The organism is Azoarcus sp. L1K30 (assembly GCF_018122735.1).
Lineage (GTDB): Bacteria > Pseudomonadota > Gammaproteobacteria > Burkholderiales > Rhodocyclaceae > Parazoarcus.
The window spans coordinates 2,120,419-2,140,713 of record NZ_JAGRRD010000001.1; the positions used below are offsets into that span (position 1 = coordinate 2,120,419).

Genomic DNA, 20,295 nt, shown 5'->3' on the forward strand with positions numbered 1-20,295 from the left:
GCCCACAAACCGCCAAGGAGACAACCCGATGGCCATGATTTCCCTGCGACAGCTGCTCGACCATGCCGCCGCTCACGACTACGGCATCCCCGCCTTCAACATCAATAACATGGAACAGATTCAGGCCATCATGCTGGCGGCCGCCGCGACCGACAGTCCGGTCATCCTGCAGGCGTCGGCCGGCGCCCGCGGCTATGCCGGCGAAGCCTTCCTCAAGAAGATGGTGGAAGCGGCGGTGGAGCAGTGGCCGGACGTCCCGGTCTGCCTGCACCAGGACCACGGCGCCAGTCCGGCCATCTGCCAGCAGTCGATCCGCGCCGGCTTCACCAGCGTAATGATGGATGGTTCTCTGCTAGATGACATGAAGACACCGGCGAGCTACGACTACAACGTCGATGTCACCCGTCGCGTCGTGGACATGGCACACGCAGTCGGGGTCTCCGTGGAAGGCGAGCTCGGCTGTCTCGGCTCGCTGGAGACCGGGCAGGCCGGCGAGGAGGACGGCGTCGGCGCACAAGGCACGCTGGACCACACCCAGATGCTGACCGACCCACTCGAAGCCGCAGCCTTCGTCGCCGCCACCGGCGTCGACGCCCTTGCAGTCGCAATCGGCACCAGTCACGGCGCATGGAAATTCTCCCGCCCGCCGACCGGGGACATTCTCGCCATCGAACGGATCGCCGCCATCCATCGGAGTATTCCGGACACCCACCTGGTCATGCACGGCTCGAGCAGCGTACCGCAGGAATGGCTCGCCATCATTCGCGAGCACGGTGGCGACATCAGCGAGACCTACGGCGTGCCGGTCGACGCCATCGTTGAAGGCATCCGCCACGGTGTGCGCAAGATCAACATCGATACCGACCTGCGTCTGGCCATGAGTGGCGCCATCCGCCGTCTGGTCGATACCGATCGCAAGGAGTTCGACCCCCGCAAATTCTTCAAGGCGGCGCGGGTGGCAGCCGAGGGCATCTGCAGGGATCGCTTCGAAGCCTTCGGCTGCGCCGGACAGGGCAGCCGGATCAAACCCTTGCCACTCGAGGCATTTGCGCGCCGCTACGTGCTCAAGCGCGCCGCTTGAACGCGTCCCGGGTCTCGATTTTCCCTGCCCCTTCCGGGCTTGGGTGTCCCGTATCCAGCCGATACGGGGCACCACTTTCTGGCGCCGGCATGCGGCTCCGCACCTGCCATCATCCGCCCGGTGCGCACCGATCGGAATGGACAAATGAGACCGCAACAATCGGCCCGCACACTCTCGATCAACCCGCCTGAGGCTTGGGGGGGAACAACCCGCATCTCGCTCGGCCGTCCGGAGACACGGCAAATGAATTTGGGGAAAAAAACATTTGACAATGCGGCTGAAGGGCGTAGAGTCATGGTTATTGTGCACCGCAACATAACCACCGGAGGAACACCATGGCCGCAAAACCCGATTTCCAGAACCCGATCGAAGCTGTTCAAGCCCTTATGGCTGTCCAGGCTCAGACCATCGGCAAGTCCATCGAACTGCAGAAGAAGGCCAGCGAAGAGCTGATGGCCTTCTTCCAGGCTGAAGCCCAGAAGGCCACCAAGCTGAAGACGCCGGAGGAGCTGGTTCGCTTCAACGTCGACGCCAACACCGCGCTGTTCAAGCTTCTGCAAGCTCAGGGCGAAGCCTTCACCGCACTGGCCACCGAAGTGAGCCAGGCTGCCATGTCCAAATTCCAGGGCCTGGCGAAGTAATTCACCCCCCTGCTGGACTGCATCACCCCAAACCCCGACGGGTCGCCGTCGGGGTTTTTTCTTGTCCGCGGCGAGCGGGCCAGTGCTAGCATTCCGGTCGCCATGCGACTCGATCAGATTTCCACCCGCCTCTTCAATTCCGGTGCACTCGCCTGCCATGAGCAACGCGTCTTGCGCGCCTGGGTTCAGCGCCGGGCGCTCGATGGCGGACGACGTCCTGCCGAACATTTCCTGCCACAAAGTGTTCGCGATATCGTCCCCGCACTGATGACCGAACTCGAAGGGCTCGCCCGCCTGCGCAGCGAGCATCCGGGCGAGGACGGCTCGTCCAGACTGCTGGTGGACCTGGCCGACGGACAGAGCGTGGAAAGCGTGTTGTTGCCACGCGACGGCCTGTGCGTATCTAGCCAGATCGGCTGTGCGGTGGGTTGCCTGTTCTGCATGACGGGCAAGGACGGCCTTCTGCGCCAACTCGGCAGTGCCGAGATCGTTGCCCAAGTGGTGCTCGCGCGCAGCATGCGCCCTGTGAAAAAGGTGGTGTTCATGGGCATGGGTGAACCTGCGCACAACATCGACAACGTCGTCGATGCCATCGAATTTCTCGGCACCCTCGGCGGTATCGGGCACAAGAACCTGGTGTTCTCCACGGTGGGCGACGCACGGGTCTTCGAACGCCTGCCGAAGATGACGGTCAAGCCTGCGCTGGCGCTCTCGCTGCATTCGAGCATCGCCGACATGCGCGCGAAACTGCTGCCGCGCGCGCCGCGCATCAGCCCCGAGGAGCTTGTCACGCTCGGCGAGGTCTATGCGCGCGCAAGCGGCTATCCGATCCAGTATCAATGGACACTGATAGAGGGCGTAAACGACAGTGAGGACGAGATGGAAGGCATCGTCCGCCTGCTCAGGGGCAAGTACGCGATCATGAACCTGATCCCCTACAACACCGTGGCCGAACTCGACTTTCGCCGCCCATCGCCGGCGCGGGCAACCGAACTCGGGCGCTGGCTGCATCGACGCGGCGTGCTGACCAAGTTGCGCCAGTCCGCCGGACAGGACGTCGATGCCGGGTGCGGGCAGTTGCGCGCACGTTCGATTCGCATCGATCGCCGACGTCCTGCCACAATCGTGGAAACCAGGGCCTGAGGCGCGGATCATGAGACAGGATCGCATTCCAGCCGCCTGGATGCGCGGCGGCACGAGCAAGGGTCTGTTCCTGCTGACCGACGACCTGCCGCTCACGCCAGCGATACGCGACGCGCTGCTGATGCGCCTGATCGGCAGCCCGGATCCGTATGGAAAGCAGATCGACGGACTTGGTGGCGCCACCTCGAGCACCAGCAAGGTCGTCATCGTGTCGGCGTCGTCCCGCCCAGGCCACGACGTGGACTATCTGTTCGGTCAGGTGCCGATCGATGGCGGGCACATCGACTGGTCGGGCAACTGCGGCAACCTTACGGCCGCGGTCGGTCCATTCGCGATCAGTCGTGGCCTGATTCGAACGCCATCGGACGGCATCGCCACCGTCCGCATCTGGCAGGCGAACATCGGCAAGACCATTGTCGCCTATATCCCGATGCAGGGCGGCGAAGTGGTCGAGCATGGAGACTTCGTTCTCGATGGTGTCGCCTTTTCCAGTGCCGAGATCCGGCTCGAATTCATCGACCCCGCCGGCAGTGGCGCCGCGGGGCTGTTTCCATCCGGGCGGACACTCGAGCATCTGCACACCGCAGCAGGTTCGATACCGGTCACCCTGATCAGCGCCGGCAACCCGATGGTGCTGGTCGATGCCACCGTGCTCGGCGTCGACTGCAGCGCACCGCAGGCCGTACTCAATGTGCAGCAGGACCTGCTGGCGCGCTGCGAACAGATCCGCATCGCGGGTGCGATGGCCATGGGGCTTGCCACCAGCGTGGCAGAAGCCAGTGCGCGCGGACACACGCCCAAACTCGCGATTGTGGATGCGCCGTGTGCATTTCGTGCTGCCAGCGGCCACACGTTCGACACCGCCGACACCGACCTGGCTTGCCGGGTGCTGTCGATGGGACTGTTCCATCATGCCATTCCCGGCACCGCGGCGATCGCCATCGCGGCCGCTGTGGCGGTACCGGGCACCCTTGCCGCAGCGCACGTACGCGATGTCCGCCCCGGCCCGATCCGGATCGGCCAGCCTTCGGGGCGCACACTGGTCGAGGTGGAAGCGGTACGTGACGGCACCGCCTGGAAAATCGGGAAAGCAGTCATGACCCGCAGCGCGCGCATGCTGATGGACGGTGTCGTCGGCGTACCGTCCTCGATGCTCCGTGCCGCCAGTGGTCAGTCCCGATCTAGCCGATGAATCCGGCCTCGGTTGTTCGCCGGGCCATCGCCTCGAGCGCCTCTGCTGGCATCGGACGGCCGAACAGGTAGCCCTGATAGGCATCGCAGCCCGCCTGCTCGAGGAAACTGCGCTGCGCTTCCGTTTCCACGCCTTCGGCAATCACGCTCAGGCCCATCGTGTGCCCCAGCGCAATCACCGTCTGCGCGATCGCGGCATCGTTAGGATCGATCAGTACATCACGTACGAAGGACTTGTCGATCTTGAGCTCGGTCAGGGGAAGCCGTTTGAGATAGGACAATGACGAATAGCCGGTACCGAAATCATCGAGCGAGAATCTGACCCCGCGCTCACGCAAGACGCGCATGCGCGCGATCACGGTTTCGGCATCCTCAAGCAGCAGACTCTCGGTCAGTTCCAGACGCAGCAGTTCGGGCCGTGCGCCCGCCTGCGACAACGCAGTCATGACCTCGTCGCAGAATTCAGGGTGATGGAACTGGCGCGCACTGACATTGACCGAGATGGCAAGCGACGCCAGTGCCGGATCATTCGCCCACGCGGCGAGATGGCTGCAGGCCGAGCGCAGCACCCAATGGCCCATTTCCAGAATCAGGCCGCTCTCTTCGGCCACGCCGATGAAACTGAGCGGCGATACCATGCCGCGCTGCGGATGCTGCCAACGCAAGAGCGCCTCCACACCCAGCCAGCGCCCTGCAGCGTTGACCTGAGGCTGAAAATGCAGCGACAACTGCCCCAGCGCAAGCGCGTCGCGCAGATCCGACTCGAGTGCTGCGCGCTCACTGAGCCGCGTCTGCATCGCGAGGCCAAAGAAGCTCAGGCGGTTGCGACCATCCGACTTCGCGTGATACATCGCCAGGTCGGCCCGTTTGAAGAGTTCGTCGGTGCCAGTATCGTGTCCGGCGAACAAGGTTGCGCCGATGCTGGCGGCACTTACGGCCTGGTTGCCGCCGAGTCCGTAGGGCTGATTGAGGGACTCGAGAATCTTGGCACCGATCGCCTTCGTCTGCGCCGTGGCTTCGTCCTCCTGCGCGCTCAGCCCCTCGACGATAACGACGAACTCGTCCCCCCCCAGACGCGCCACGGTGTCGCCCTCGCGCACCGCGGCCAGCAGACGGCTGGCAACTTCCTTCAACAGGAGATCGCCGAGGTCATGCCCCAGTGTGTCGTTGAGTGTCTTGAAGTTGTCCAGATCCAGAAACAGCAGGGCACCACGCTGACCGCTGCGGGTGCTGTGGGTCAGCGCACGCTGCAGCCGATCGCCGAGCAGACGACGGTTTGGCAGACCGGTGAGCGGATCGAAGAATGCCAGCGTATTGATGCGGTCCTCGGCATCCTTGAGCTCCCTGACCTGGGCATTGAGGCGCTCGGCATGGTCGCGCAAGGCCATCTGATTGCGTTGCAGCATCTCGCGCATGCTCTCCTGCGCCTGCGCCAATTGCGCAATCTCCGCGATCGGGCTGGATATCGGCGCCGACGCATTGAAGTCCAGCGCGCCGATCCGCTTGCTCGATTCAGCCAGTGTTTCCAGCGGTTCCGCGATATTACGTGCCTGGGCATGGGCAACGATCGCCGCCGTCGCCAGCACCAGCACAAGGCCACCGCCAAGCGCAAGCGCCAACGTCGACCATCGCGGGGCGAAGTCCGAAGCGGGCGCGAAGACCAGCACCCACAACGACTGCGCCCCCAGCGCGTAAGGCTGCGCGCTGAGCAGCCAGCGCTCATCGCCGGAAACGAACCTGCGCACACGAAACGGTTTGCCATCTGCATGGGACCATTCCGCCACCGCGGCGGAGACCACATCGACACCGAGCGTATCCGCCGGCTGCAGCACCCGCTTGAACCACGCAGCCGCGCTCAAACCTTCGGGACGATTCGGCAGGCCGAGGACGAGACCATCGTCGGTAACGATCAGCGCCATGCCGTGTTCGCCCACCCGTGCGCCGATCGTGGTCAACGACAGGTCGCGCAACATCAGGTCGAAGCCGATGACGAAGTCACTGCCGTCGCTCAACATATTGCGCAGTGAAACCGTGATGCCAGGATCGCCCGTGGTGAAGAAGGTATAGGGTCGCGTCCAGTGCACCGAGCCGGGTGACGCGCCCGACACTGCGCCGACGAACCAGGGTCGCGAGCGAGGATCATAGTCCACACGCTCCCATCTGCTGGTAGCGCCGCCATCGGCCGAAATATCGACAAAGTGCTGCAGTGTCCCCCGGTTCGGGATATCTGTCAGGCGGTTGCGCCACCCTCCGTCCGGTCGCTGCAGCAGCATCCATCCCTGACCGCTCGAGGTGCCCGCAACGATCGAGGTGACGTAGGGCGATGCAGACAGCAAGGGCATGAAATAACGATTGAACGGTGCGGGGTCATCAACGTCCGGCGCCCTGCCGCCAAACCAGCCTGCGCTGATTTCCAGCAATCGCTCCTGCGGCTCGAACGTCTGCCGCAAGCGGGCTTCCACGCGTTCGGTTGCAAGCTGGAATTCGCTTGCGGCGACCCGCTCGAGCACGGGCAACAAGCCAAGCGCGATAAAACCAAGCGTGACGACGAGCGAACTGACGCCGACAAGCAGCAGCGCCCGCACCAATATGGTTTTGCGCAATGAAACGGCAAGGCGTCTGGAATCCACGTCAGCCAGATCTCCGAACAGTCATTCGCATGCCCTGCACCTTACCCCGTTCCCTCATCGACCACACCTGCGGGCATGTGCTGCAGCAACAAGGCCAGCGCCTCGGCATAGCGGAAGGCGCGCATGTGGCGTTCGAAGCGCGCGTAGTCGGTACCGAGTACGGAGACGAACAATGGCCGTTCCGTTTCAAGCAACTGGCTGGCGCGCATGTTGGCCGCGCCGAGCAGGCTCCGCATCTCGACCAGTGCCGCATTGCCGGCATCGGCAGCGGCGACATCGAACAAGGCGGGTGCCGACGGCTGAACGAGTCCCGGGCAAACGTCGCCGGCTTCGGGAAGCCAGCGCAGCAGGGTCGCAAACAGGACGTCAGGATCGACCGGCTTCGCGATGAAATCGTCCATTCCGGCAGCGAAGCAGGCGCGCTTGTCCGCTTCGAAGACGAATGCGGTCAAGGCAAGGATGGGGACATGGCGATCGAACACCTGTTCGCGAAGGACGCGGGTTGCGTCGAACCCGTTCATGTCGGCCATGTGGATGTCCATCAGGACCAGATCGTAGTTCGCGTGGCGGCACCGCTCGACCACCTCGAGTCCGCTGCCCACGGCATCGACCCGGATACCCGCACCCGCGAGCACGTCGAGCGTGACCGCGCGGCTCACGGCGTCATCGTCGCACAGCAACACGTAGGTGCCGCCCTGACGGGCGCGCAACTGTATCGCCGCTGAACGGCTCTTGGCGGTCGGAACCGCAGGCGATTGCGAACCACGTCCGAACAGCGCGGTGAACCAGAAGGCGCTGCCGCGTCCAGGTTCGCTGTCGGCACCGGCCTCGCCCCCCATGAGCTGCGCAAGGCTGCGCGTGATGGCCAGTCCGAGACCCGACCCGCCATAGCGTCGCGAGGTGGACGCGTCAACCTGCTCGAAGGCCTCGAACAACCGCGGCAATGTATCGGCAGGGACACCAACCCCGGTATCCCTGACCTCGAACCTGAGCAAGAGTGCATTGCCGCGATCCTCCACCACCTCAGCACGGATCACGACCGACCCATAATCGGTGAATTTGACCGCGTTCGACACGTAGTTGAGCAGCGCCTGGCGCAGGCGAAGCTCGTCGCCACGCAGCTGCAGGTCTGTCAATGCAGGATCCGCGTACAGGCGAATCCTCTTGCTTCGGGCCTGCTCGGCGACGAGCGACATGACATGTTCGAAGACGCCGCTCAGCTTGAACGCCACATCCTCGAGCTGAAGCTGCCCCGATTCGACCTTTGACAGGTCGAGGATATTGTTGATGATGCGCAACAGGTGATTCGCGGCGTTGTCGATGCGGCTGAGCCGCTCGACCTGGTGCGGAGCCGGGCGATCTTCGCGCAGCAGATGAATAAGGCCGATCACGGCATTCATCGGCGTGCGGATCTCGTGGCTCATGTTGGCGAGAAAGTCGCTCTTGGCCCTGTTCGCCGCCTCTGCACGCGCCGTGGCCGCACTCAGCTCACGGGTGCGGCTGGCCACGAGAACTTCCAGATCCCGGCGATATTGGTCCAGCTCCGCGGCAAGACGCTTCTTTTCAGTAATATCTTCCTGGATGGAGAGGTAGTTCGATATCCGACCATCCATCTGCCGAATCGGCACCACCTTAGCCGATACAACGTAGGTGCTGCCATCTGCGCGCTGATTGACGAACTCGCCGTTCCAGATCTGCCCGGCCCGGAGCGAATCCCACAATCCATCGAACACCTCGGGCGCAGTGTATTCCCTGCCCAGGGCACTCGCGGACTTTCCCTGCATGTCTGCCTGTTGGTAACCACTGTGAGCGGAAAACGCGCTATTGACGTATTCGACCCTGCCGTCGAGATCAGTGATGACGATGGCTTCGGGGCTCTGTTCGACCGCCAGTGACAATTTGCGAAGCTCATACTCCGCCGCCTTCATCGCCGTGATGTCGCGCGAGATGCCGAATATCCCGATCACCTTGCCGTCAGCGCCGCGCAAGGGCCCCTTGGTAGCAAGAAAGGTAAATTCGCCAGCAATCGAATGCACGGACTCTTCAAACGTGATCACTTCGCCACGATCGATCACGAGGCGGTCGTTCTCCATGATGCGGGTGGCCTGCTCGGGACCGAGCACCGTCGTGTCGTCCCGGCCCAGGACTTCGTCGCTCGACCAACCGGTATATCCGGACGCTGCACGGTTGAACAGCAGATAACGTCCGCGGTCGTCCTTGGCGAAGATGGCGTCGCTCGAACCCTCGGCAATCGCATCGAGCAGGCTCAAGGCATGCAGCTTGTCCGACTGCTCTTCGAGCCGACGACGGTCAGCTTCCGTGATCCGTCGCAACATGTCATGGACGACGCCATAGAGCAGGCCGGATGTCACGAGCACGAAGAACCAGCCCTTGAAGGTCTGCAACCAAGCACTGTCGCCACCTGGCAACAGGCTCAAGGCTCGATCGGACAGGACGATCCACAGACAGGCGAACACGGCATAGGGCAGCACCACGCGCCAGACTGCACGCCGGATTCGTTTCGCATCGGTCGACGCGTGTGCGTCAAGCCCCATTTTCTTCGCCTTCTGCTCCCCCGCTCACCCGGTCACGCCCCGTCTCGATAGGTGTTTGCAATCGCGACAAACTCGTCGAATCCGTTTACGAAGGCGTCGACCACGGCGGGATCGAAATGCTTCGCCCTGCCTGCCTCGATCAAGCCTCGCGCCTGTTCGAAGCTCATCGCGGCCTTGTAGGTGCGGCGGGAGATCAGCGCATCGAATACGTCCGCGATGGCCATCAGTCGGGCGGAGACCGGTATGTCCCGACCACCAAGCCCGTCCGGGTAGCCCGTCCCATCCCAGCGCTCGTGGTGCCAGCGCGCAATTTCCTTGGCGAGGGCAAGAAACGGTACGGGTTGGTCGATATCGCGCTCGGCCAGTTCGATGGCCTCGGCACCGAGTCGCGCGTGCGTCTTCATCACGGCCCATTCCGCGGCATCCAATGGCCCTGGCTTGAGCAGGATATTATCCGGAATGCCGACCTTGCCGATGTCGTGTAGCGGCGCCGAGCGCACCAGCAACTCGACGTAGAGATCATCGCGCAACGGCGAGAAATCCGGGTGCCTCTGCAGCCGCATCGCCAGGGCACGCACATAGGCCTGCGTGCGCAGGATGTGGTTACCGGTCTCCGGGTCACGAGTTTCCGCCAAGTGTGCCAAGGCGCGAATCGTTACCAGCTCGGTACGATCGTTGTCAGCCATTCTGCGTGCGACTTCGGCTTCGAGTGCGCGGTTCTGGTCGCGCAGTACATTGCGGGCACGAATGACATCCATCTGGTTGCCGACACGGCTCAGTACGATGGCCGGGCGGATGGGCTTCGAGATGTAGTCAGTGGCCCCCAACTCGAGCCCGCGCGCTTCTTCTGCCGGATCATCGAGTGCGGTCAGGAAGATCACCGGCGTGTCGCGCGTGCTGGCTTGCTGACGCAAGCGCGACAGCACCTCGTAGCCATCGATGTCGGGCATCATTACGTCGAGCAGGATGAGATCGGGTGGCGGCTGCTGCGCAGCGATCTCGAGCGCACGCGCGCCCGACGGGGCGGCAAGAACAGTGTACTTCGGTTGCAACAGGGCGCCTAACACCGCGAGATTGTCCGGCACATCGTCGACAATCAGGATGGTGGCACCCGGTTCGCTGTCCGGGCTCTTGCATAAAGGATCGTTCATCTGTTCTTGTCCGCGGATCTCGGTCGGTGGCGGTCAGGCGTGGCGGCCACTCAAGACTCTATCATCAAGACGTGCGCGAAAAACCCGCCTGTTGCGAGGGAAACACCACCTTGACGCACGCACCCGACTAGGCCCACGCGGTTCTGTCGAGCGCCTCGGCCAGATAATCCACCAGCACCCGGACCTTGACCGAGAGATGCTTGCGTGATGGATATACCGCATACACGTCGATCTGCGCCGGTGTGCACTGCGGCAAAACCTGCACCAGACGACCGGCGGCCAGATCACCGCCGACAATGAAGTCCGGCTGGAGGATCAAGCCTTGATGCGCCAGCGCCAGGGCAAGGCAGGTGTCGCCGTTGTTGCTGCGCACATGTGGCCGGGTCTGCACCTCTCGCACACCGTCTTCCGTGGTGAAACGCCACACATCGCCCCACGCCGCATAGGTGTAGGCAATGACCTGATGACGCGCAATATCCTCGACCGCGGCGGGATGGCCGTACCGGGCCAGATACTCGGGGCTGGCACAAAGCAGGATGCGTGTCGATGCGAGGCGCCGGTGCACCAGCGTCGAATCCTGCAGCCGACTGATGCGGATGACGACATCGAATCCCTCTTCGACCACGTCGACCAGACGGTCGCTCAGCGTGATGTCTAGCTCGACATCCGGATACTCGGTCATGAAGCCACCCCAAAGCGGCGCCAATTGCAGGATGCCGAAAGAAAACGGCGCATTGATGCGCAGCCGTCCGACCGGGTTGCCGCTCACAACCCCGACAACCTGCTCGGCCTCGTCCACATCCCCCAGGATCTGCTTGCAGTGCCCGTAGAAGGCGCGACCCGCCTCGGTCAGGGACAGGCGCCGCGTGGTGCGCTGGAGCAGGCGCGCGCCTAGCCGGGTTTCGAGCTCCATCACGCTGCGCGATACCGCGGCCTTCGACAGGCGCAGTTCGTCCCCGGCGGCGACAAAGCTACCGGCCTCCACAACAGCAACAAAGCAGCTCATCTCTCGAAATCGGTCCATGACGCAAATTGTCTCGAATTTCGCAACAGTAAATCAACCGTAAACGCATTTATCGATTTTCACGTCAACAATACACTGCTGTCACTGCCTGTCCTGTCACGTTGTGACCGTGAGGAGCCCTTGATGTCGCTGCCTACCCTTTTCATTTCACACGGCTCGCCGATGTTCGCCCTTGAACCGGGCGTGCTCGGTCCCCGCCTCGGCGCACTGGGGCGCGCCCTGCCACGTCCGCGGGCAGTGGTTGTCATGTCGCCGCACTGGATGACCCGCGGCCTGCGCGTACTCAATGGCGTCGAACTGGAAACGATCCACGATTTTGGCGGTTTTCCGCGCGAACTGTATGCGTTGCGGTATCCGGCGCCAGCCGCACCGGAGGTGGCCGCGGAGATCATCACAGTGCTCGCCCACCGTGGCATCGAAGCGACCGCCGACCCCATTCGAGGCCGCGACCACGGTGCCTGGGTTCCCCTGATGCATCTGTATCCCGATGCCGACATCCCAGTGATCCAGCTATCGCAACCCGCCGTACCCGCGCCACTGGCGCTGCTCGAACTGGGGCAGGCCCTGCACACCCTGCGCGAGCGGAACATCCTGTTCATCGCCTCCGGCAGCCTCACCCACAACCTGCACGACTTTCGCGCAGAACCGGATGCCGATCGCAGCGTCGAAAACTATGCATCGACCTTTGCGGAATGGGTGTGGGGCCGAATTCATGACGGCGCGCTCGGCGACCTGCTGGACTACCGCACACGGGCTCCGTTTGCTGCACGTGCGCATCCGACGGACGAACACCTCCTGCCCCTCTTCGCGGCAATCGGCGCAGCCGGGCCCGACTGGGTGCATAGCCGGCGCATCCAGGGCGGGCTCACACACGGCGTACTGTCGATGGATGCCTTCATGTTCGGCCTTGCCCAGGACATGCCACTGGCCGACGTATTCGATTGAACCTCGACCCCGACATACCGAAAGACCACAGACCAATGAAAGCTGACACCATGCCTTCCACCTACACTCGCACCGCAATTGCCCTGCACTGGCTCGTGGCGCTCGGGCTGACCGGCGCCTTTGCGCTCGGGCTGTACATGCACGAACTCCCCCTCTCACCGTTCAAGCTCAAGCTCTATTCATGGCACAAATGGGCGGGCATCAGCCTGTTCATGCTGATTCTGGTCCGTCTCGCCTGGCGCATCACACACCCTGCACCGTCACTGCCGCAGCACATGCCTGCCCACGTGCGCGCACTTGCTCATACGACGCATGTTGCGCTTTACGTCCTGATGCTGGCGATTCCACTGAGCGGTTGGCTGATGAGTTCAGCCAAGGGCTTTCAGACAGTGTGGTTCGGCATCCTGCCCCTGCCAGACCTGGTGGCCAAAAATACGGAACTCGGCGACCTCCTGCAGGCGGTGCATGAAACGCTCAACCTGACGCTCGCAGCCCTGATCCTCGGCCACATTGCAGCGGCGCTGAAACATCACTTCGTGGACCGCGACGACATCCTGCGCAGGATGCTCCCAGGCGGGCACGGCAACCCGCCCTGATCAACACGAACGGCACGGATCCGAACGTCACGGATCATCAAATCGCAGCCCCGAAAGGACAAACATGAAAGAACATCAATTCATCCATGCGTTACGCGGCGTGACCGCCGCGGCGCTGCTCGCGCTCGGCACCGTCGGCACAAGCAGCGCCGCCGAATACACCTCGATCGATCCGTCAACCAGCCGCGTGCTGTTCCAGTACACCCAGATGGGCGTAGGCATGGACGGCGCCTTCGACCGCTTCAGTGCGGCCATCAAGTTCGATCCTGCCCGCCTTGCCGACGCGCGCGCCGCGCTCGACATCCAGGTCGCGAGCATCGACACCGGTTCGGCCGAAGGCAACGACGAGGTCAAGACCAAGACCTGGTTCAATACCGCCGCGCATCCGGTCGCACACTTCGAATCGACCGAATTCAAGGCGCTTGGCGGCGATCGTTACGAAGTCGCGGGCACGCTCACGATCAAGGGCAAGACCCGTAAGGTCACCGCGCCGTTTACCTTCAAACCCGACGGCAAGGCGGCCACCGTGCGTGGCGGCTTTGCGCTCAAGCGCAACGACTTCGCCATCGGTGAAGGCGAATGGGCCGATACCTCCATCGTCGCCAACGACATTCGCATCAATTTCGACTTACGCGCCCTGCAGGGCGAAAAGTAGATCCACCCCCATCCATCCACTCCACGCAAGACAGGACCACACCATGAACAAGACCCTTGCCGCACTCGCCTTCACCCTGCCATTCACCGTGCTGGCCGCATCCGCGCATGCTGCACCCGAGCACTACACCATCGACGGCACCCACACCTTCCCCCGTTTTTCCTACAACCATTTCGGCTTCTCGAAGCAGCTCTCGCGCTTCAACAAGACCACCGGTACCGTCACCTTCGACCAGGCGGCCAAAACCGGTGCCGTGGATGTCACCATCGACATGAAGTCGGTCGATACCGGCTTCGAACTGTTCGACGGCCACATCCAGGGCACTGAGTTCCTCGACACGGCAAATCATCCAACTTCGACCTTCAAGTCGACCCGCGTGGTGTTCGAGGGTGACAAGCCGGTCAGTGTCGAAGGCAACCTCACGATCAAGGGTGTCACCCGCCCGGTCACACTGACGATCACCTCCTTCCAGGCCATGCCGCATCCGATCCTGAAAAAGGATGCAATTGGCGCCAATGCCACGACGGTGATCAAGCGCAGCGAATTCAATGCCGGCAAGTACGCGCCCAACGTCGGTGACGAGGTCACGCTCGACATCGCGATCGAAGCCATCAAGCAGTAATCGCATGCGCAGAGCACACGCGGCCGGCCGGAACCGGCAGCGTGTGCTTGTCATGCGCGCGTGCATTGGGCAAGAATGCGGCATCCCGCCCATTCCGTGGCGCCACGAGGCCCTGGACCGACGCCATGCCCCTGTTCAACGAACATCCCCTGCGTCACGCGCTCAATGACGAGGTGCACGCCCGTCCGCCGGTGCCGCTCGAGACGCCCGAGTTCGTCACCTACCTGGCCTTTCTTCACCACGAGGGCAGCGCGGGGCGCGAGGCGCTCCATCTCGAGGCGCTGACCTCGCAGCTCGGCCTTCCCGCCCCCGAAACCGAGACCGGCCACGTATTCATCGATGCCGAGTCCTTCCGCCTGAAGTGGGAGCGGCACAACGAGTTCTCCAGCTACACCTTTTTTCACCATATCGCCGCCGAGGACAGCGCCGGCGACAATGCCCTGCTCGCGGTGCCGGCCGGCTGGCGCAAGGACATTCCCGGTCAGCTCGTCGCCGCCACCCACATCGAGTTGCGCGCGGTGCGCGAAGTCCCTCCCGACACGGTCATGGTGCAGGTATCGCCCTACGGCAAGACCCTGGTCGCCGCGCAGGTCGCCGACGGTGCAGGCTGGATCTTCACCGACTTTCACATCCACGAGGACGGTTTCTCCCGTTTCCTGCTGGTCGATGCCGGCCTGACCCCGCGCCAGGCGGGACGCATGGTGCAGCGCCTGGTTGAAATCGAAACCTACCGCGTCATGGCGCTGCTGGCCTTTCCGGTGGCAAAGCAGGTCGGGCGACTGCTGTCGCGTGCGGAGGACGAACTCGCGGATCTGATGGATGGACTCGAGCAGGCGCGCAATACCGAGGACGACCGTGCCGTGCTCGGCCGCCTCACCCGGCTGGCTGCCGAAATCGAACGCTCGGTGGCTCGCACCACCTTCCGCTTCGGCGCCGCCGCGGCCTACTACCGGCTGGTCGGACAGCGCATCGACGAGCTGCGCGAGGTGCGCCTGCCCGGCTTTCCCACTGTACGTGAATTCATGGAACGCCGGCTGACCCCGGCCATCAGCACCTGCGCCACCATTGCCCGACGCCAGGAGGACATCTCCGGCCGGATTGCACGCAACTCGCAACTGCTGCGTACGCGTGTCGATATCGAGCTCGAACGCCAGAATCAGGAGCTGCTCGCGCAGATGAACCGACGGGCGAAGATTCAACTGCACTTGCAGGAAACGGTGGAGGGCCTGTCGGTGGTGGCCATCACCTACTACGCGTCGCAATTGGTGAACTACATAGCGAAGGGCGCCAAACACTTCATCGAACCGGCCACGCCAGAGGTCATCACCGCCATTTCGATTCCGGTCATTGCCACGCTGGTTGCGATCAGCCTGCGCCGGGTCAGAAACAGCCTCAACACCGACGACAAGGAGCACGCACACTGAGTGTGTGCCGCGCAGCTCACCTATAATCACGTTTTGCTCAAACCGGGAACCTATCCGTGACCACCCCGCTTTTCGAATCCACCATCAAGAGCCTGCCACTGCTTGGGCGCGGCAAGGTGCGCGACATCTACGCAGTCGACGCCGACAAATTGCTGATCGTGACCAGCGATCGCTTGTCTGCCTTCGACGTGATCCTGCCCAATCCGATTCCCGACAAGGGTAGGGTGCTGATCGCGATGGCCAACTTCTGGTTCGACAAGCTCGGTCACATCATTCCCAACCAGCTCACCGGCATCGACCCCGAGACGGTTGTCGCCGCCGACGAGCGCGACCAGGTTCGCGGGCGCGCCCTCGTGGTGAAGCGCCTCAAGCCATTGCCGATCGAGGCCGTGGTGCGCGGCTACGTGATCGGCGGGGGCTGGAAGGACTATCAGGAGACCGGTGCCATCTGCGGCATTGCGCTGCCACCGGGGCTGAAGCAGGCCGCCAAACTTCCCGCCCCGATCTTCACCCCCTCATCCAAGGCCGAAGCCGGCGCACACGACGAGAACATCTCCTTCGCCCAGGCCCAGGCGGATTGCGACGCTCAGCTCGCGAGCGCACTTGCCGGCACCGGCAAGACCGGCGCCGGACTTGCCGAAGAGGCACGCCAGGCCGCACTCGCGCTGTACACGGAAGCAGCCGACTACGCGGCTGGCCGTGGCATCATCATCGCCGATACCAAGTTCGAATTCGGTATCGATGCCGCCGGCACCCTGCACCTGATCGACGAAGCATTGACACCGGACTCCTCACGCTTCTGGCCCGCAGACAGCTATCGCGAGGGCATCAGCCCGCCGTCCTACGACAAGCAATACGTGCGTGACTATCTCGAGACGCTGGACTGGAACAAGCAGGCACCCGGCCCGTCATTGCCCGCAGACGTCATCGAGCGTACCGCCGACAAGTACCGTGAGGCATTTACCCGCCTGACCGGGCAGCATCTGGCTTGAGACGTGGCGGTCTCCGCCGCAACGGCGGGGACCACAGCCGGCGGCAGGCAGTGAAATGCCTGCATGACCCGCGCGCGGCCATTGGGCAAATGGCTGCGCGCAGCATAAAGAACTCTGCGTGAAGATCCCCCTCTAACGGACAGCCCGGGATCGTTCCGCGCCAATGACGGGACTGCCCGGCATATTCCACCCGATGGAGGTTGCCATGGACAAGTCTTTTCATACCCTGGATCACCACTTCGACCTGCCCCACGTCCGCCGGGTCGATGCAAACCGGCCATTTCAATGGCTCAAGCTCGGCCTGAGCGACATGCGGGACAACCTGGCGGCGAGTTTGACTTACGGCCTGTTCTTTGCCGTGGCGGGCTATCTCATCCTCGCCTACGCGGCCAGCATGCCTTATCTCTTCACCGGTGCAGTGTGCGGGTTCTTCCTGATCGGCCCGATCGCCGCCGCCGGGTTGTACGAGATCTCCCGTCAGCACGAGAAGGGGCGCTCGATGTCTTTCGCCGAGTCCCTGCGCAGCCTGTGGACGCACCGTGACAGCATGCTGTTCTTCGGCGTCTTTCTTGCCATCACGCTGATCGGATGGGAACGCATCTCAGCCATCATTTTCGCGCTTTTCTATCATGGCGGATCGCCGGACCTGAGCAACTTCTATCGCGAGGTATTCCTGTCTGGCGACTATACCCATTTCGTTGTCGCCTACCTGGTGATCGGTGGCGCGCTCGCCGCGCTGGTGTTCTCGCTGTCGGTCGTTTCCATCCCGATGACCATGGACCGTGAAGCCGACGGCATCAGCGCAGCGATGACCAGCATGCGCACGGTTGGCATCAATCTCGGCGCCATGGCGGTATGGGCTGCGCTGATCGTCGTGCTGATCGGCATCGGCTTCGCCACGATGATGATCGGCATGGTGATCCTGCTGCCATTGCTGGGACACGCATCCTGGCACGCTTATCGTGACCTGATCGAGTAAATCCGCCCGATCAGTTTCGCCGAGGGCGCCGATAGCGGCGCCCTTTCGATTTTTTGCGGCACAATAGGCGCATCACACGTTCTCAACCGACCCGGACATCATGCAAGCACCGACCCCCGCACCGCTCGACAATCCGCTGCTCGACTTCTCTGGCCTGCCCCGCTTCGACACGATCCGGCCCGAGCATGTGGCTCCAGCGATCAGGCAACTGCTCGACGAATACCGCACGCTCATCGAACGCCTCACCAACAGCGAAAATACACCGACCTGGGATGATTTCATCGTGCCGATGAACGCGGCCGGGGAACGTATGGGGCGCGCCTGGGGTGTGGTCGGGCACCTGCACAGCGTGATGGATATACCGGTATGGCGCGAAGCTTACAACGCCCTGTTGCCCGAAGTCTCCCGCTTCTATGCTGAGGTGGGACAGAACCTGGCCTTGTTCGAAAAGTACAAGGCGCTGAGTGAAAGCCCCGAATACAACTCCCTCACGCCGACCCGCCAGCGCATCCTGGACCACGAACTGCGCGATTTCCGCCTTTCCGGCGCGGAACTTCCCGACGAGCGCAAACCGCGCTTCCAGGCCATTCAGGAGGCGATGTCACAACTCGGCGCCAAATTTTCCGAGAACCTGCTCGACGCCACCAATGGCCATGCCGAATGGATCGAAGACGAATCGGCCCTGACCGGCATTCCCGCCGACGCCGTCAGCACCGCGCGTGCCGCAGCAGAGAAAGAGGGCAGATCCGGGTGGAAGTTCACGCTGCAGATGCCAGCCTATCTGCCCGTGCTGCAGTACGCCGACAATCGTGACCTGCGCGAACGCATGTATCGCGCCTATGCCACCCGTGCATCGGAACTCGGCAAGCCGGAACTGGACAACGGTCCGCTGATCGGACGCATTCTCGCGCTGCGTGACGAAGAAGCCCGCATGCTGGGTTACCGTAACTTCGCCGAAGTCTCGCTCGTACCCAAGATGGCCGATACGCCCGAACAGGTGCTCGGCTTCCTGCGCGAACTCGCAGCCAAGGCCAAACCCTTTGCCGAACGCGACCTCGACGAACTGCGTGCCTTTTCGCGCGACGAACTCGGCATCGTCGATCTGCAGCCGTGGGACGTCACCTATGCCTCGGAAAAACTGCGCCAGGCACGCTACGCCTACTCCGATCAGGAAGTGAAACAGTATTTCCCCGAGCCGCGTGTACTCGACGGGCTGTTTGGCGTGATCCGGGCCCTCTATGGCGTGGATATCCTGCCCGACGAGGCGCCGCGCTGGGATCCTGACGTCGGCTTCTTCCGCATCGAGAAAGCCGGCGAACTGATCGGGCATTTCTACCTCGATCTGCACGCACGCGAAACCAAGCGTGGCGGTGCATGGATGGATTCCGCCCGCAGTCGCCATGTCGGTGCGGATGGGACCACCACCCCCGTGGCCTACCTGGTGTGCAACTTCCCCGGCCCGGTCGGGGGCAAGCCCGCGACCTTCACCCACGACGACGTGCTGACGCTGTTCCATGAGGTGGGCCACGGTCTCCATCATCTGCTGACCCGGGTGGACGAGCTGGCGGTGTCCGGCATCCATGGGGTGGAGTGGGATGCGGTCGAATTGCCGAGCCAGTTCATGGAGAACTTCTGCTGGGAATGGGACGTGCTGTGCGGCATGACCCGCCATGTCGATACCGGCGAACCGCTGCCACGCGCGCTGTACGACAAGATGATCGCGGCGAAAAACTTTCAGAGCGGCATGCAGACGGTGCGCCAACTGGAGTTCTCGATGTTCGACCTCCGCCTTCACGGCGAATTGCGCCCGAGCGGTGAAGGCGATCAGGCAAGCGTCGCCATCGAGCGCGTCATGGCGCTGCTCGATGAGGTCCGGGCCGAAGTCGCGGTATTGATTCCGCCTGCATGGCACCGTTTTCCGCACAGCTTTTCGCATATTTTTGCTGGCGGATATGCTGCCGGCTACTACAGTTACAAGTGGGCCGAAGTCCTGTCGGCGGATGCCTTCGAAGCCTTCGAGGAAGCCGGCGCCGGCAAGGGCAGCCTGCTCGACGCCGACACCGGCGCGCGCTTCTGGCGCGAGATTCTGGCCGTCGGCGGCAGCCGCCCGGCGCTGGAGTCGTTCAAGGCCTTTCGCGGGCGCGAACCGCGGGTCGATGCATTATTACGCCACCTTGGAATGGTCGCCGCATGACTAGAACACGCTTCCTCGCCGTACTGATTGCACTGGGTCTGAGCGCCTTGGCACAGGCGCAAACGACTTATCGATGGGTTGACCGGCAAGGGCAGGTACACTATTCCGACCAGCCGCCACCGCCGGAAGCGGGAACGCCGGAGGCGCGCCGCTTTGCCGCGCCGCCGCCCGATCCGACGCTGTCATACACTTTGCGCAAGCTCGGCGAGGATTTTCCGGTCACGCTCTATACCTCCGCCAACTGCACCGATCTGTGCGCCTCCGCGCGCGCGCTGTTGGGCGCACGCGGCATTCCCTTTACAGAGCGCATCCTCGCCAGCCAGGACGATATTGCCGACTTTCGCGACCGCTTCGGCAGTCCGGAACAGGTGCCCACACTCAGCGTCGGACGAAAACCGTTCAAGGGCTTCGAACCCGGCGGATGGAACCGCCTGCTCGATCAGGTCGGCTACCCCAAGGCACCGTGAGGGGC

17 protein-coding genes are annotated in these 20,295 nt (G+C 63.1%); 13 read left to right on the forward strand and 4 right to left on the reverse strand.

Going from position 1 to position 20,295, the window contains the following annotated elements; genetic code table 11:
* Positions 1 to 28: 28 nt before the first annotated feature.
* From fba to prpF, 4 genes are all read left to right on the forward strand, one after another.
* Entirely contained in the window at positions 29 to 1,081 is a 1,053-nt protein-coding gene (fba, locus tag J5J83_RS09675) for a class II fructose-bisphosphate aldolase (RefSeq protein ID WP_212348475.1), read from the forward strand.
* A 335-nt stretch (positions 1,082 to 1,416) separates the two neighbouring features.
* Positions 1,417 to 1,722, forward strand: a complete 306-nt coding sequence (locus J5J83_RS09680) for a hypothetical protein (RefSeq protein WP_212348478.1) — start codon at positions 1,417 to 1,419, stop codon at positions 1,720 to 1,722.
* Between the two features lie 102 nt (positions 1,723 to 1,824).
* Positions 1,825 to 2,865 carry an RNA methyltransferase gene (locus J5J83_RS09685; RefSeq protein WP_212348480.1) on the forward strand — a complete coding sequence of 347 codons (1,041 nt, stop codon included), beginning with the start codon at positions 1,825 to 1,827 and terminating at the stop codon, positions 2,863 to 2,865.
* A gap of 10 nt (positions 2,866 to 2,875) precedes the next feature.
* Positions 2,876 to 4,057 carry a 2-methylaconitate cis-trans isomerase PrpF gene (gene prpF / locus J5J83_RS09690; RefSeq protein ID WP_212348483.1) on the forward strand — a complete coding sequence of 394 codons (1,182 nt, stop codon included), beginning with the start codon at positions 2,876 to 2,878 and terminating at the stop codon, positions 4,055 to 4,057.
* Here the strand turns inward: prpF and J5J83_RS09695 are convergent.
* The 4 genes from J5J83_RS09695 to J5J83_RS09710 all read right to left on the reverse strand — a co-directional run bounded on the left by J5J83_RS09695 (position 4,047) and on the right by J5J83_RS09710 (position 11,416).
* Positions 4,047 to 6,686, reverse strand: a complete 2,640-nt coding sequence (locus J5J83_RS09695) for an EAL domain-containing protein (RefSeq protein ID WP_212348486.1) — start codon at positions 6,684 to 6,686, stop codon at positions 4,047 to 4,049. The genes prpF and J5J83_RS09695 overlap by 11 nt on opposite strands.
* 41 nt (positions 6,687 to 6,727) lie before the next feature.
* Positions 6,728 to 9,241 (reverse strand): PAS domain-containing hybrid sensor histidine kinase/response regulator, encoded by a 2,514-nt coding sequence (locus tag J5J83_RS09700; RefSeq protein WP_212348489.1) that lies wholly within the window; start codon positions 9,239 to 9,241, stop codon positions 6,728 to 6,730.
* A 32-nt stretch (positions 9,242 to 9,273) separates the two neighbouring features.
* Positions 9,274 to 10,392, reverse strand: a complete 1,119-nt coding sequence (locus tag J5J83_RS09705; protein WP_212348492.1) for a two-component system response regulator — start codon at positions 10,390 to 10,392, stop codon at positions 9,274 to 9,276.
* A 127-nt stretch (positions 10,393 to 10,519) separates the two neighbouring features.
* On the reverse strand, positions 10,520 to 11,416 hold the full coding sequence (locus J5J83_RS09710; RefSeq protein ID WP_212348495.1) for a LysR family transcriptional regulator: 897 nt from the start codon (positions 11,414 to 11,416) through the stop codon (positions 10,520 to 10,522).
* Positions 11,417 to 11,539: 123 nt separating this feature from the next.
* Here J5J83_RS09710 and J5J83_RS09715 point away from each other — a divergent pair, with 123 nt between their 5' ends.
* The 9 genes from J5J83_RS09715 to J5J83_RS09755 all read left to right on the forward strand — a co-directional run bounded on the left by J5J83_RS09715 (position 11,540) and on the right by J5J83_RS09755 (position 20,290).
* Positions 11,540 to 12,361 carry a class III extradiol ring-cleavage dioxygenase gene (locus J5J83_RS09715; RefSeq protein ID WP_212348498.1) on the forward strand — a complete coding sequence of 274 codons (822 nt, stop codon included), beginning with the start codon at positions 11,540 to 11,542 and terminating at the stop codon, positions 12,359 to 12,361.
* A gap of 35 nt (positions 12,362 to 12,396) precedes the next feature.
* Complete coding sequence (locus tag J5J83_RS09720; protein ID WP_249115669.1) at positions 12,397 to 12,957, forward strand: cytochrome b; 561 nt, start codon at positions 12,397 to 12,399, stop codon at positions 12,955 to 12,957.
* 64 nt (positions 12,958 to 13,021) lie between these two features.
* Positions 13,022 to 13,612, forward strand: a complete 591-nt coding sequence (locus tag J5J83_RS09725; protein WP_212348501.1) for a YceI family protein — start codon at positions 13,022 to 13,024, stop codon at positions 13,610 to 13,612.
* Positions 13,613 to 13,655: 43 nt separating this feature from the next.
* Positions 13,656 to 14,234 carry a YceI family protein gene (locus J5J83_RS09730; RefSeq protein WP_212348504.1) on the forward strand — a complete coding sequence of 193 codons (579 nt, stop codon included), beginning with the start codon at positions 13,656 to 13,658 and terminating at the stop codon, positions 14,232 to 14,234.
* Between the two features lie 125 nt (positions 14,235 to 14,359).
* Positions 14,360 to 15,658, forward strand: a complete 1,299-nt coding sequence (locus J5J83_RS09735) for a DUF3422 domain-containing protein (protein ID WP_212348507.1) — start codon at positions 14,360 to 14,362, stop codon at positions 15,656 to 15,658.
* Positions 15,659 to 15,714: 56 nt separating this feature from the next.
* On the forward strand, positions 15,715 to 16,650 hold the full coding sequence (locus J5J83_RS09740) for a phosphoribosylaminoimidazolesuccinocarboxamide synthase (protein WP_212348510.1): 936 nt from the start codon (positions 15,715 to 15,717) through the stop codon (positions 16,648 to 16,650).
* A 205-nt stretch (positions 16,651 to 16,855) separates the two neighbouring features.
* Positions 16,856 to 17,629, forward strand: coding sequence for a DUF2189 domain-containing protein (locus J5J83_RS09745; RefSeq protein ID WP_212348513.1), 774 nt, complete (start codon positions 16,856 to 16,858; stop codon positions 17,627 to 17,629).
* A 100-nt stretch (positions 17,630 to 17,729) separates the two neighbouring features.
* Entirely contained in the window at positions 17,730 to 19,823 is a 2,094-nt protein-coding gene (locus J5J83_RS09750) for a M3 family metallopeptidase (RefSeq protein WP_212348516.1), read from the forward strand.
* The gene (locus J5J83_RS09755) at positions 19,820 to 20,290 is read left to right on the forward strand and encodes a glutaredoxin family protein (RefSeq protein WP_212348519.1); all 471 of its coding nucleotides are present in this window, start codon (positions 19,820 to 19,822) and stop codon (positions 20,288 to 20,290) included. The genes J5J83_RS09750 and J5J83_RS09755 overlap by 4 nt, the downstream gene beginning before the upstream one ends.
* The last annotated feature ends 5 nt before the right edge of the window (positions 20,291 to 20,295 follow it).

What these genes read in the sequence shown, in the direction of transcription:
- J5J83_RS09725 (WP_212348501.1), top strand. Translation starts at nt 13,022, where the DNA reads ATGAAAGAACATCAATTCATCCATGCGTTACGCGGCGTGACCGCCGCG.
- J5J83_RS09710 (WP_212348495.1), bottom strand. Translation starts at nt 11,416, where the DNA reads ATGGACCGATTTCGAGAGATGAGCTGCTTTGTTGCTGTTGTGGAGGCC.
- prpF (WP_212348483.1), top strand. Translation starts at nt 2,876, where the DNA reads ATGAGACAGGATCGCATTCCAGCCGCCTGGATGCGCGGCGGCACGAGC.
- J5J83_RS09705 (WP_212348492.1), bottom strand. Translation starts at nt 10,392, where the DNA reads ATGAACGATCCTTTATGCAAGAGCCCGGACAGCGAACCGGGTGCCACC.
- J5J83_RS09730 (WP_212348504.1), top strand. Translation starts at nt 13,656, where the DNA reads ATGAACAAGACCCTTGCCGCACTCGCCTTCACCCTGCCATTCACCGTG.
- fba (WP_212348475.1), top strand. Translation starts at nt 29, where the DNA reads ATGGCCATGATTTCCCTGCGACAGCTGCTCGACCATGCCGCCGCTCAC.
- J5J83_RS09735 (WP_212348507.1), top strand. Translation starts at nt 14,360, where the DNA reads ATGCCCCTGTTCAACGAACATCCCCTGCGTCACGCGCTCAATGACGAG.
- J5J83_RS09715 (WP_212348498.1), top strand. Translation starts at nt 11,540, where the DNA reads ATGTCGCTGCCTACCCTTTTCATTTCACACGGCTCGCCGATGTTCGCC.
- J5J83_RS09680 (WP_212348478.1), top strand. Translation starts at nt 1,417, where the DNA reads ATGGCCGCAAAACCCGATTTCCAGAACCCGATCGAAGCTGTTCAAGCC.
- J5J83_RS09750 (WP_212348516.1), top strand. Translation starts at nt 17,730, where the DNA reads ATGCAAGCACCGACCCCCGCACCGCTCGACAATCCGCTGCTCGACTTC.
- J5J83_RS09745 (WP_212348513.1), top strand. Translation starts at nt 16,856, where the DNA reads ATGGACAAGTCTTTTCATACCCTGGATCACCACTTCGACCTGCCCCAC.
- J5J83_RS09755 (WP_212348519.1), top strand. Translation starts at nt 19,820, where the DNA reads ATGACTAGAACACGCTTCCTCGCCGTACTGATTGCACTGGGTCTGAGC.
- J5J83_RS09700 (WP_212348489.1), bottom strand. Translation starts at nt 9,241, where the DNA reads ATGGGGCTTGACGCACACGCGTCGACCGATGCGAAACGAATCCGGCGT.
- J5J83_RS09685 (WP_212348480.1), top strand. Translation starts at nt 1,825, where the DNA reads ATGCGACTCGATCAGATTTCCACCCGCCTCTTCAATTCCGGTGCACTC.
- J5J83_RS09720 (WP_249115669.1), top strand. Translation starts at nt 12,397, where the DNA reads ATGAAAGCTGACACCATGCCTTCCACCTACACTCGCACCGCAATTGCC.